The sequence below is a fragment of the Pseudomonas sichuanensis genome (assembly GCF_024749065.1).
GTDB classification, from domain to species: Bacteria; Pseudomonadota; Gammaproteobacteria; order Pseudomonadales; family Pseudomonadaceae; genus Aquipseudomonas; species Aquipseudomonas sichuanensis.
This window is the reverse complement of record NZ_CP087185.1, coordinates 2,101,487-2,113,188: the sequence shown is the minus strand read 5'-3', so window position 1 is coordinate 2,113,188 and position 11,702 is coordinate 2,101,487. Positions and strand designations below refer to the sequence as shown.

The 11,702-nt window shown below is 63.7% G+C and carries 13 protein-coding genes; 4 read left to right on the top strand and 9 right to left on the bottom strand.

What is annotated here, in order from left to right; all coding sequences use genetic code 11:
* Positions 1-43 precede the first annotated feature (43 nt).
* The 4 genes from greB to LOY51_RS09865 all read right to left on the bottom strand — a co-directional run bounded on the left by greB (position 44) and on the right by LOY51_RS09865 (position 3,103).
* The gene (gene greB / locus LOY51_RS09880) at positions 44-517 is read right to left on the bottom strand and encodes a transcription elongation factor GreB (protein ID WP_125463476.1); all 474 of its coding nucleotides are present in this window, start codon (positions 515-517) and stop codon (positions 44-46) included.
* A gap of 90 nt (positions 518-607) precedes the next feature.
* Positions 608-916 (bottom strand): hypothetical protein, encoded by a 309-nt coding sequence (locus tag LOY51_RS09875; protein WP_110994342.1) that lies wholly within the window; start codon positions 914-916, stop codon positions 608-610.
* Positions 917-1,149: 233 nt separating this feature from the next.
* Positions 1,150-1,584: a DoxX family protein gene (locus tag LOY51_RS09870; RefSeq protein WP_110994343.1), complete on the bottom strand. Its 435-nt coding sequence runs from the start codon at positions 1,582-1,584 to the stop codon at positions 1,150-1,152.
* Between the two features lie 112 nt (positions 1,585-1,696).
* Positions 1,697-3,103: an MltF family protein gene (locus LOY51_RS09865; protein WP_258645985.1), complete on the bottom strand. Its 1,407-nt coding sequence runs from the start codon at positions 3,101-3,103 to the stop codon at positions 1,697-1,699.
* Between the two features lie 158 nt (positions 3,104-3,261).
* Between LOY51_RS09865 and LOY51_RS09860 the strand changes: the two genes are divergently transcribed.
* From LOY51_RS09860 to LOY51_RS09850, 3 genes are all read left to right on the top strand, one after another.
* Entirely contained in the window at positions 3,262-4,068 is an 807-nt protein-coding gene (locus LOY51_RS09860) for a TatD family hydrolase (RefSeq protein ID WP_125858126.1), read from the top strand.
* Positions 4,069-4,154: 86 nt separating this feature from the next.
* Complete coding sequence (locus LOY51_RS09855) at positions 4,155-5,633, top strand: methyl-accepting chemotaxis protein (RefSeq protein ID WP_258645981.1); 1,479 nt, start codon at positions 4,155-4,157, stop codon at positions 5,631-5,633.
* Between the two features lie 87 nt (positions 5,634-5,720).
* Positions 5,721-6,089 (top strand): Mpo1-like protein, encoded by a 369-nt coding sequence (locus LOY51_RS09850; RefSeq protein ID WP_258645978.1) that lies wholly within the window; start codon positions 5,721-5,723, stop codon positions 6,087-6,089.
* A 26-nt stretch (positions 6,090-6,115) separates the two neighbouring features.
* Here the strand turns inward: LOY51_RS09850 and LOY51_RS09845 are convergent, their stop codons facing one another.
* The 3 genes from LOY51_RS09845 to LOY51_RS09835 all read right to left on the bottom strand — a co-directional run bounded on the left by LOY51_RS09845 (position 6,116) and on the right by LOY51_RS09835 (position 8,055).
* Complete coding sequence (locus LOY51_RS09845; RefSeq protein ID WP_258645976.1) at positions 6,116-6,913, bottom strand: acyl-CoA thioesterase; 798 nt, start codon at positions 6,911-6,913, stop codon at positions 6,116-6,118.
* 81 nt (positions 6,914-6,994) lie between these two features.
* Entirely contained in the window at positions 6,995-7,762 is a 768-nt protein-coding gene (locus LOY51_RS09840) for a CHAD domain-containing protein (RefSeq protein ID WP_258645973.1), read from the bottom strand.
* A gap of 14 nt (positions 7,763-7,776) precedes the next feature.
* A complete protein-coding gene (locus LOY51_RS09835) occupies positions 7,777-8,055 on the bottom strand; it encodes a hypothetical protein (protein WP_125463469.1) in 279 nt (92 codons plus the stop codon).
* 153 nt (positions 8,056-8,208) lie between these two features.
* Between LOY51_RS09835 and LOY51_RS09830 the strand changes: the two genes are divergently transcribed.
* Complete coding sequence (locus tag LOY51_RS09830; protein ID WP_258645970.1) at positions 8,209-9,249, top strand: patatin-like phospholipase family protein; 1,041 nt, start codon at positions 8,209-8,211, stop codon at positions 9,247-9,249.
* Between the two features lie 63 nt (positions 9,250-9,312).
* Here LOY51_RS09830 and LOY51_RS09825 read toward each other — a convergent pair whose 3' ends face one another.
* Entirely contained in the window at positions 9,313-11,172 is a 1,860-nt protein-coding gene (locus LOY51_RS09825; RefSeq protein WP_258645967.1) for a SurA N-terminal domain-containing protein, read from the bottom strand.
* 186 nt (positions 11,173-11,358) lie between these two features.
* Positions 11,359-11,631, bottom strand: a complete 273-nt coding sequence (hupB, locus tag LOY51_RS09820) for a nucleoid-associated protein HU-beta (protein ID WP_054892387.1) — start codon at positions 11,629-11,631, stop codon at positions 11,359-11,361.
* Between the last annotated feature and the right edge of the window lie 71 nt (positions 11,632-11,702).

Below are 11,702 nucleotides of genomic sequence, written 5' to 3'. Positions count from 1 at the left end.
GGCCTGGGGCCTGCCACGCAGCCCCCGGCTTCTGATGAGACGGCTACGGCCTGTAGCTGATGCGATTGATGTACCAGGTCGCCTCGCCGGTAGGCGTCTGCACCAGCACCTCGTCACCTTCCTGCTTCTTGAGCAGGGCGCGGGCCATGGGCGAGTCAATGGAGATGTAGTCGTTACGCCCATGGATCTCGTCATAGCCGACGACACGGAAGGTCAACTGCTCGCTGTCGTCGTTCTCGATCTCCACCCAGGCACCGAAGAACACCTTGCCTTCCTGCTCGGGTGAATAGGCCACGACCTTGACGTCTTCCAGGCGCTTGCGCAGGTAGCGCACGCGCCGATCGATCTCGCGCAGCAGCTTCTTGTTGTACTGGTAGTCGGCGTTCTCGCTGCGATCGCCCAGCGACGCCGCCCAGGCGACCTTCTGGGTAATCTCCGGGCGATAGACCCGCCACAGATGATCAAGCTCCTGCTTCAGGGCGGCATGACCTTCGGTGGTGATGATGTTGGTACTCAAGCGGCTGTCTCCTCAGTGCATCTGCAGCGGGCGCCAGGCGCCCACCGAGTGACCGAGCTTAGCGAAAAACCTGCGGGTTTTGCACGCCGATCAGGCGCGCGTGATCAGCCCCTGGCGGGCGATGCGCGTGAGCTGGCCGATAACCTCGGCGGCATCCTCGGCGGCCGGCGCCTGGATCACGGCCAGATCGAAACGGTCGTTGGCGTACTCGCCAAGCTGGGTGCAGGTTTCGAAGAACTGGATGAGGAAAGCCCGGGCCTGGCCCTTGCGACGGGAAAAACCGTCAAGGTTGCGCAGGAGCGTAGGCTGATGCTGGCCACCGAGCAGAATGCGCGGGGTGCGGGACGCCTGGTCTTTGGCCAGGGGGGTCAAACAAACACTGGTACGTGGACAACTCATGGAGTTTTTCTCCGCCTCGCTGATCCCGCTGGGCAGCGGTGGGAGGCGTCACCGAACCAGCGCTTTAGCGGTATTTCGGATGACCTGGGAGGGTTGTCCTGCGCCCCGCAAGTAGCTGTTTAAATCGGCGCAGTCGGTATGCTAGAGGGATGAGCTCCAAGTTTCAAGCCGCAAGGTGCAAGTTGATGAATGCGATCAACTTGCACCTTGCGGCTGGGAGCTTGCAGCTTGAGTCAACGTGCGATCAGACGATCCAGCGAGAAGCGACCCGCACCTTCGATCAGCACCGCCACACTGCCTGCCAGCAGCGCCAGGGCGAACTCATAGCCGTTGTTGGACATGAACAGGCCGTTGTTGATGTGCACCGAGAAGATCGCCACCACCAGGGTCACACTCAGCGCTAGTGCCGCCGGGCGGGCCAGCAGGCCGACCACCAGGGCCAGGCCGCCGAAGAACTCGGCGCTGCCCGACAGCAAGGCCATCAGGTAGCCAGGCGCCAGGCCGATGCTCTCCATCCACTGGCCGGTGCCTTCGAGGCCGTAGCCACCAAACAGACCGAACAGTTTCTGTGCGCCATGGGCCATGAAGATGACGCCGACCAGGATGCGCACGACGCTCAGGCCGAAGCCGGCACGGGTAACGAACAGGGCTTTGAGGGTGTTGTTCATGTTGTTGCTTCCTTGTTTAAGCGGGTAGGTGTTGGATGAGCGCCATCTTAATCGATTGATCGAATAAAAAAATCGCAATAATCGTGTAATAACTATCGATTATTTAGATTTGTCAGCGCCTGGCCAGCCGCTCCAGGGAAGCGCGTTCACGATTGAACGCCAGGTAGTACTTGTTGACACTGTTGACGAAGTTCACCGGCCCCATCCCCACTTGTTCCATGGCGATGCGCTCGGTCTGGAAGAACCACTGATTGCCGTTGAGCCCGCGCCGCCGCGCTTCGGCGCGCATGGCCTGAACCCGCTCCGGGCCGAGGTTGTAGGCCGCCAGGATGAACGCCATGCGCTCGCGCTCGTTGAGTTGCGGGCTGGCGAAGAACTTGCGGCGGATCAACGCCAGATAGCGGGCACTGGCCTGGACATTGCCATCAACCGTGGCGGTGTTACTCACCCCCACCCGCTGCGCCGCCGACGGAGTGATCTGCATCAACCCATGGGCCCCGCCCGTGCCACGCGCCTTGGGGTCGAGGGTGGACTCCTTGAATGCCAGGGCCGCCAGGTTCAGCCAGTCGAACTGCTGGTCACCGGCATGCTTCTGCAGGACCGGGCGCAACGACTCCAGGCGTTGCCGGTCCTGGCGCGCCAGCGGATTGTGGACCCGGTACTGGCGCCGGTAGATGCGTTCGAAGGCGGCATCCTGGTTGTCCGGGGCACGGTAAGTGGCGAGGAAGCGATCCACTGCCGCCCGCAGCATCGGCGCATCAGGGCGCACATACCAGCGCAGTGCTTGCGGTTGGGCCAGCTGCAGCTTGCTGTCCAGGCGCAGGCGCGGCATCACCCGCGCCCAGCGTTGGGCGATGGGCCGCTCCACCACGGTCAGCGGATAAATACCGGCCTGGACCATCTCCAGCACATCCTCCACCGCCAGGGTCGGGTCAACCCACTCCACCTTGATCGGGGCTTGCTTGCGCAGCGCCAGGCGTTGGTTGATCGCCTCGATCGCGGCCCCGGCAGCGCTGGCACTGGTCAGGGCGATGGTACGCCCGGACAACTGCTCGGCCCGGCTGTAGCTGCGCTCGCCCTTGCGCCCGACCAGCAGCAGCGGCACCTGGTCAAGCACCGGGGCACTCGCCTCGACGCCACGCACCCCGGCAGGATCGAGCAGCTCGCCTGGCGCGGCCAGGTCGCCTTCACCCCGCTGCAAGGCACCGAGCAATTGCTCCTTGGCCCGCGGGATGATTTTCAAGGTGACTTGCTGATTGTCGGCGACCCGGGCATTGAGCGCGTGCTCGAGGGCGCGCAGCCGGTAGTACTCGACGCCCACCGGTTCGCCCTTGACCTCGCCGGAGCTGTTGCGGCTCTGGTTGACCAGCACCCGCAGCACCTGGCTGGAGCGGATCTGCGCCAAGTCGCGGGCCTGGCCGGCGGGCACATGCTGCTGGGGCCCCGGCTCGCGCGCAGTGGCCGGCCCGGCGGCCAGCAGCCCGAACATCATCAAGGTCGTCAGCAGGGTTCGCAGCATGGAGGAAGAGGTCCGAGGGCGGTTGGCGGGCACCATGTGCAATGATCGATCCGTGATGACTGACGGCAAAAGACCACGGCAAACGTTTGAAGTTCTTGGTTTTTTCGTGATTTCCCGGTTTTTGCTATGCTGGCCGCCCCGCGGCACGAGGTAGCACCATGCAATTGATCGATATCGGCGTCAACCTGACCAACAGCAGTTTCCATGACCAGCAGGCGGCTGTGGTCGAGCGCGCCGTGCAGGCCGGCGTGGCGCAGATGGTGCTGACCGGCACCAGCCTGAGCGTCAGTGAAGAAGCCCTTGAACTGTGCCAGCGCCTGGATGAGCAAGGCCAGCGCCTGTTCAGCACCGCCGGTGTACACCCCCATGATGCCAAGAGCTGGACCAGCGACAGCGAGCGCCAGTTGCGCCACTTGCTCGAACAACCGCGGGTGCGCGCCGTCGGCGAATGCGGGCTGGACTTCAACCGCGACTTCTCCCCTCGCCCGGAGCAGGAAAAAGCCCTGGAAGCCCAACTGGCCCTGGCCGTCGAGCTGCGCCTGCCGGTGTTCCTCCACGAACGCGACGCCAGCGAGCGCCTGCTGGCAATCCTCAAGGGCTACCGCGACCAACTGAGCGCCGCCGTGGTGCATTGTTTTACCGGCGAGCGCGAGGCGCTGTTCGCCTACCTCGACCTCGACCTGCACATCGGCATCACTGGCTGGATCTGCGACGAGCGCCGCGGTACTCATCTGCATCCGCTGGTCGGCAACATCCCGACAGGCCGCCTGATGCTGGAGAGCGACGCGCCCTACCTGCTGCCGCGCAGCCTGCGGCCAAAACCGAAAAACGGCCGCAACGAGCCGGCGTATCTACCCGAAGTACTGCGCGAGGTGGCTCTGCATCGCGGCGAAACCGTCGAGTCCACCGCAGCCCACACCACCGCCTGCGCGCAGGCGTTCTTCGGGCTGCCTGTGGTTTCTTGACGCATATCAAGGAGGGTCCTGGCCTTGGCGGGCACAATGATGGCACCTTGCCAACAATGTTTCCGCCAACTCAGAGAAGACCTACCATGGGTGCCTGGCTTAGCAATATTTCCCTGAAGTACAAGTTCTGGGCCGTCAACGCAGTGGCCTTCGTCACCACCCTGCTGCTGGTGCTGTATGCAGTGTCACTGGAGCAGCAGGCGCGCGCTTCGGGCGCGCAGGCCCTGGCCCAGCGCCAGGCCGAATTGCTGGCCGCCTGGCCCGCCGAAAAAGACCTTCCGGACCAGCCTGGGCTGATTACCTGGGGCAGCGGACAGACTCCTGAATTTGCAGGCGAACCCCTCGAAGCCTTGCGTGATGCCCAGGGCTGGGTCGAGCTGCCCGGCGCCTGGATCGCAGGTAACAACCCTGTGCTGGGGGCCCAGGTGTTGCGCCAGGGCGATCGACACCTGGCCGTGCTGGCCCAGGCGCCTAGCCTGCGCCAGGTGTTCTTCGACCGTTTCGGCAACTATGCGGTGTGCGTGCTGGTGCTGATGCTGGCCATGCTCTGCGCTTCGCAGTTGTTGATCCGCTTCCTGCTCAGCCAGCTCAATACGTTGAAGGACGTGATGCTGCACGTGGAAAAAACTGGCGACCTCTCGGCCCGGGTGCCGCTGGCCTGTGGCGACGAAGTCGGGCAGATGGCCGGCGCGTTCAACGCCATGCAGGCCACCTACCACCGCGTGGTCAGCACTGTCGCGCGCACCGCTGCGCAGCTCGACTCGGGTGCTGCGCGCCTGGCCGGGAGCATGGACGAAGTGCGCCACGGCATGATCGGCCAGCAGAGCGAGACCGACCAGGCCGCCACGGCGATCAACGAGATGACCGCCACCGTGCACCACATCGCCGAGCATGCCGGTGCCACCCGCGACTTGTCGCAGAGCGCCGACGGCCTCGCCGGCAGCGGCCAGGCCGTGGTCAGCCGGGTCCAGGACTCGATTGCCGGGCTGTCCAGCGGTGTGCAGCAGACCGCCGAGATGATCCGCCAACTGGCCGATGACAGCCAGAAGATCAACGGGGTGGTCGGGGTGATCCACAGCATCGCCGAACAGACCAACCTGCTCGCCCTCAATGCCGCCATCGAGGCCGCCCGTGCCGGCGACCTGGGCCGCGGCTTCGCGGTGGTCGCCGACGAAGTGCGCAATCTGGCCAAGCGCGTGCAAACCTCCACCGACGAGATCACCACCATGGTCGCCGACCTGCAGGCCGGCACCCGTGATGCCGTGGACTTCATGCAGGAGAGTTCGTACAAGGCCGACGACTGCGTCAAGCAGGCCCAGGAAGCTGGCGAGGCCCTCGCCGAGATCACCCGTGCCGTGGCGCAGATGCGCGAGAACAATACCCAGATCGCGGTGGCTGCCGAGCAACAGAGCCAAGTGGCCGAAGAAATGAACCGCGCGGTGGTAAGCATCCGTGACGTCACCGAGCAGACCGTGCAGCAAACCGTGGGCTCAGCTACCACCAGCAGCGAGCTGGCGACCCTGGCTGGCGAATTGAGCAAGGCCATCGGCCAGCTCAAGCTCTAGCTCTAGCTATTGCCAGCATAGCCAGGCTCGATTGGCCCCCTCCCGGGGGCCGCACTAGACTTTGGGCATCTCCATGAGGAACTGCCCATGAGCAAGCGACTGCCCAACCTGCCCGCCTGGCAATGGCGCGGCTACCACCATAATCACCGCCACCCCGCCAACCTGGTGCTGCACCTGATTGCCGTGCCGCTGTTCATCCTGGGTGCGCTTCTGGTGCTCTCGGGGCTGTTCGCCCTGGACCTGTCGCAGATCGCCGTCGGCATCATCGCCCTGATCGCCGGCCTTGGTCTGCAACGCCAGGGGCATCGACTGGAGGCCGAACAACCGGAACCCTTCGCCAACCGCAAGGACGCCGTGCAACGCCTGCTCACCGAGCAGTTCATCACCTTCCCGCGGTTCGTGCTGAGCGGCGCCTGGTGGCGCGCCTGGCGTGAGCGGCACAAGCATCGAGATTGAGCGCACACATCAGGCACCCAGCAGCCTCAAGCGAACACGGTCACCGTCTGCCGACTCAATGCCAACAGCTCGCCGTCAGCCGTCCACAGGCGGGCTGCAGCATGCCCATAACCATCCCGCGCATACTCGGTCTCCACGCAATAGCCACACCAGTCCTGCGTCGAAAGCCGTGGCGTGGGTTGGACGAATTCGATGGTCCAGGTCAAGGTGCTACCTGCGGCTGGCTGCTTCAGGAACGGCATCAGGCTGGGCGGCCAGGCATCGACCAGGGCCAACAGATGCGCCACCTCAAGGGGAGCATCGGGCACGTCACGCAGACGCACCCAGCCGCCCATGTGGCGTGAATCGTTGCCGCTGAACGGCAGCCCACCGATAGCCCAACGCAGCGCCACGTGACGCATGAATTCCGGGGTCATCCCTTTGATGTACGGCAACTCTGGCGCTGCCTGCTGCAACGGTTTGATCGCCGTCGGGGGTTGCGCATCGACCGCGACCACCGAAGGCCTGCCAGCGCCGAAACTGCCCTGCACCAGCGTCACCACCTGGCCGCCCTGCACGGCACGACCAAGCAGGGTACAGACGGCCTTGCCCTCGCGCAGCACCTCCACTTCCAGGCTGATCGGTACATCCGGCGCCGCCGGCCCGACAAAGGTGATGGCCAGCGAACGCACCGGGCGGTCGTCAGCCAGTTTCTGCCGCATAGCCTCGTGCACCATCGCGGCCATAAGGCCGCCAAACACCGCCCGCCCCTGCGCCCAGCTGGGCGGCACACTGACCGCTTCAGGGTGCAGGCGTGCTGCCGCCAACAATTCGGTGAAGTTCATGTGCCCTGGCTCCTGCGCAAAAGTCCCGATCTTAACCAGCCTCCGCAGGTGCGGCAGCCCGTATATCGGTCATTTGCCGGGCTATCGGCGCGCCACGGCCTTGCGCAACACCTCGAGGGTGATATCAGAGGTGCGTTCGGCGGCATGCAGTTCGTGCTCCCAGGCCACCTTGCAGCCTGCCAGGTCGCTGTGCTCGCGCACTTGCAGCAACCATTGAAAACGGTCATGCCAGTCGCCCAGGTCGCCCTGGGCTTTCTTCAACAGCCTTTGCAGCTGCTTGCCGGCGTGATCGAGCTGCGGGTAAGCCTCGTCACCGTAGCGCACGCGCTTGATCAACAAGCGCAAGCGATGCCGGTCGTGGGCCGGATCTTCCAGCGCCTGCGCCAAGGTACGCCACTGCTTGACCAGGCGCCTGTCGACACGCCGCTCCAGCCGCGGCACCAACCCTTCACGGTCGGCCGCACGCAGGAACAGCGGGAACACGTCGAGAATCGCCAGTACGCGCGCAAGCTGGGGGCTACGCGCCACGCTGGCGAACGTACGCGCCCTGCCCTCCAGGCGGCGCTGACCGGCCTGCAGGTGCCCGCGCTGGATGAGCTGCGCCGCCAGCACCTCGCGGTCACGCAGCGGCGTGGTCAAGGTTCCCAGCGCCTGCGCCGCGCCCTCCAGTTGCTCCACCCCCGGCAAGCCACGCAGCGGACGCATGAGGCTGCGCAGACGCCGCAAGGCGATACGCAGGTCATGCAGCGCCTCGCTGTCGGTATCGGCAGCCAGCCGCTCACGGCAGGCCAGCAACCTTACCTGCAGCGTCAGCACCTGGAAAACCACATGGTCGAGCATGGCGGACATGGCGTGTTCCTCGGTCAACGCCCGGCGCGGGATTCACGAATATAGAAGCGCGCCTTCTCGGCTTTGCGGGTACAGCCTTCGAACGCTTCGAACTGCTGCTGGGTCTTGGCCCCGGTCAGCAGTGACAGTGCCTTGGAATAGCTGACAGTACCGGCGAAGCCTTCGGCCTTGGCCAGGTCGAGTTCCTTCCACGCAGCATCGAGCTGGGTCCCGCAACTGTCGCGATAGGCCGTCTTGCCCGCGCAACCGGCCAAGGCCAGGACAATCAGAGGAAGGGTGATCCAGGCTTTCATCGGTGTTACCTCAAAGGTGAAAAAGTGGTCGTTCGACGGCACGGCGAGCAGAAAGTTGCCTGCTCAGCGTAGCCCAGTGCGGGCTACATTGAAGCACAGGCCACATTGGGTGCATTGTTGGGCCGTGGTTGCACAATACGCAGGGGGAAGACCATGAGCAAACGCGTGGCATTGGTGCTCGGCTCGGGCGGTGCCCGGGGGTACGCGCACATCGGCGTGATCGAAGAAATCGAGCGTCGCGGCTATGAAATCGCCTGTATTGCAGGGTGCTCCATGGGTGCGGTGATCGGGGGCATCTACGCCGCCGGCAAACTCGACGAATACCGCAGCTGGATCGAAAGCCTGGACTACCTGGACGTGCTGCGGCTGGTGGATGTCAGCTTTCGCCTGGGGGCAATCCGTGGCGACAAGGTGTTCGGGCAGATCCGCAAGATCGTTGGCGAAATCAACATCGAGCAACTGCGCATCCCCTACACGGCAGTGGCCACCGACCTTACCAACCAGCAAGAAATCTGGTTCCAGGAAGGCTGCCTGCATCAGGCGATGCGCGCCTCGGCGGCGATCCCCAGCCTATTCACCCCGGTCATGCAAGGCAATCGCATGCTGGTCGATGGCGGCATCCTCAACCCGCTGCCGATCGTGCCGGTGGTGTCCAGCCACTGCGACCTGATCATTGCGGTCAACCTCAACGCCACCAACCAGAAGCAGTACCAGTTGCCGGTGATCGAACGCCCGGCGGCCTTCAAGATGCGCTTCGACTCACTGATCAGCTCGCTCGGCTCGCACCTGCCGTTTCGCCGCAAACCCGCTGAGGAGCTGATGCGCATCGAACAGGAAATCACCGCCGACGGCCTGACCCCGCCCAACCCCTGGCTGGGCGAAAGCGCCGGACCACAGGGCCAGCAGCCCGCCGCGGCGCCCGAGACCGAAGGCGCGCCAAAGTCCGCGACCGGCTCGTTCATCATCGATAACGTCGGCCCTGCTTCACTGCTCGACCTGATCAACCAGAGCTTCGAGGTGATGCAGACCTCACTGGCGCAGTACAAGATCGCCGGTTACCCGCCGGATGTGCTGATCAACGTGCCCAAGCGGGTATGCCGGTTCTTCGAGTTCTACAAGGCGCCTGAACTGATCGCACTGGGGCGCGAGATTGCCCGGGATACGCTGGACAGCCATGAAGGGGTGCACCGTTAGAGGCCCCCGCAGCAGAAACGAAACAGGCCGCATACGCGGCCTGTTTCGTCATTGCTGCATCACTCAGTAGCGGGTGATGTCGGCGCTGCTTTCCAGCCATTTACGGTAGGCCGCGAAGTCCTGCGAACCGGCACGCGAAGCGAGGTAGCGACGGATCTGCGCCTTCTCCTCGTCGGTGGCGGCAGCGCCCTCGTTGACACCCTTGAGCTGCAACACCACCAGGCTACCGTCGCCCAGCACCACGCTGCCGTACACCGGCTGGTCCTTGGACGCCGGCTTGCCCAGGCGGAACACCGCCTGCAGCTCGGCAGGGTCGATGCCGTCCTGGCCACGGGTAGCGGCTTCCTGGACCTTCCAGCTCTGGCTTGCTGCCTTGATCGAACCGTCACGCAGGCCGGCAATCAGCTTGTCAGCCTTGCCCTTGAGCTCGGCAGTCGCCTTCTCCTTGGCCAGATGCTCGCTGATGTTCTTGGCCACGGCTTCGAGCGGCAATTGCTCGGGCTTGCGATGTTCTTTGACGCGCAGTACGACCACGGTCTCCGGGTCCAGTTCGATGCCGTTGCTGTTGGCGCCCTCCTCCAGCACTTCTTCACTGAAGGCGGCCTGGATTACCGCACGATTGGCGGTAATGCCCTGGCCGCCCTCACGGCCGAATGCCGCAGAGGTCTGCACTTTCAGGCCAAGGTCCTGAGCCGGCTGCCCCAGGTCGGAGGCTTCGAACGCGGCATCCTCAAGCTGCTTGGTGGCCTCGACGAAGCGCTGCTCCACTTGCTGGGTTTTCAGCTCGTGGGTCAGCTTGTCCTTCAGGCTGGCGAAGCTAGGTACATCCGGCGCTTCGACGCCGAGCAGCTTGATCAGGTGGTAACCGAACTCGGTACGCACCGGGGCGGAAACCTGATCCTTGTTCAGCTTGTACAGCGCGTCCTCGAAGGCCGGGTCATACACGCCCGGGCCTGCAAAGCCAAGGTCACCGCCGGTGTTGGCAGAGCCTGGGTCCTGAGAGAACTCCTTGGCCAGCTTGGCAAAATCCTCGCCCTTGTTCAGGCGCTGCTGGATTTCTTCGATGCGGGCCTTGGCCTGGGCATCGTTGGCCTTGTCGTTGACTTCGATGAGGATGTGCGCAGCATGGCGCTGCTCGCCCAGGTTGGCGATTTCCTTGTCGTACAACGCCTTGAGTTCGTCGTCGTTGACCTTGACCTGGTCGAAGAAGGCCGACTTCTTCAGCTCGATGTAATCAATGACCACCTGGTCGGGGGTCATGAATTCCTTGGCGTGCTGGTCGTAGTGGGCCTTCACCTCGTCGTCGCTGACCTTGACCGCAGCCGGGTCGGCCTTGAAGGTCAGGGCGGCGAAATCACGGGTCTGCTTCTCCAGGCGGGCGAACGCTTCAACTTGCTTGTCGGTGACGAAGCTGCTGCCGGCAAGGCCGGTGCGCAACTGGCCGATGAGCATTTCCTGAGCGAGCATCTCGCGGAACTGCATGCGGCCGTAGCCCATCTGGCGGATGACCGAATCGAAACGCTCGGCACTGAACTTGCCGTCGACCTGGAACTCAGGCGTCTGCAGGATCAGTTGGTCCAGTGCAGCTTCGGAGAAAGCGAACTTGGCATCCTCGGCGCCCTGCAACAGCAGTTTGCGATCGATCAGCCCCTTGAGCGCAGCCTCGCGCAGCATCTTTTCATCCAGCAGCGCAGGGTCGAAGTCCTTGCCCAGCTGTTGCATCAGCTGGCGGCGCTGCATGTCCACGGCCTGGCTCAGCTCGTTCTGGCTGATGGTCTGGCCGTTTACCTTGGCGGCGTCCTGGCTGTGGGTTGCGGCCTGGAAGATGGCCTCGAAACCGGTCAATGCCATCAGCACGACGATGAGGCCGATAATGGTCTTGGCAATCCAACCTTGTGAATTGTCCCTGATATTCTGCAGCATGCGTCCCCCAGAAACGGCTGTACCACTGCGTCGACAACCGCGGAGCGTGGGTAGAATCCTGATAGAAAAAAGGCGCATCCAGTGGATGCGCCCTTTTCGAAGCTTGCGTACCAGCGGGAACGTTTGCGAACCCGCCCGTCACGCGGTCGACCCTGGCCGAAACCTGGGCCGGCTGAAAGAGACGACTTAGTTGACGGCGTCTTTCAGGCCTTTACCAGCCTTGAAACCTGGAACCTTGGCGGCAGCGATCTTGATCGCCTTGCCGGTTTGCGGGTTGCGGCCGGTGCGCTCGGCGCGCTCTTTGACCGAGAAGGTACCGAAGCCAACCAGAACGACGTCGTCGCCTGCTTTCAGGGCACCGGTCACGGAGTCAATTACTGCGTCCAGCGCACGGCCGGCAACAGCTTTCGGGATGTCAGCGGATGCGGCGATAGCGTCAATCAGTTCCGACTTGTTCACTCTAAGTCCCCTTATTTCTCTATTGAGTTTGTTTCTAAGTATGTAATGAAAAGCGTGTGTAACGAGCGCTG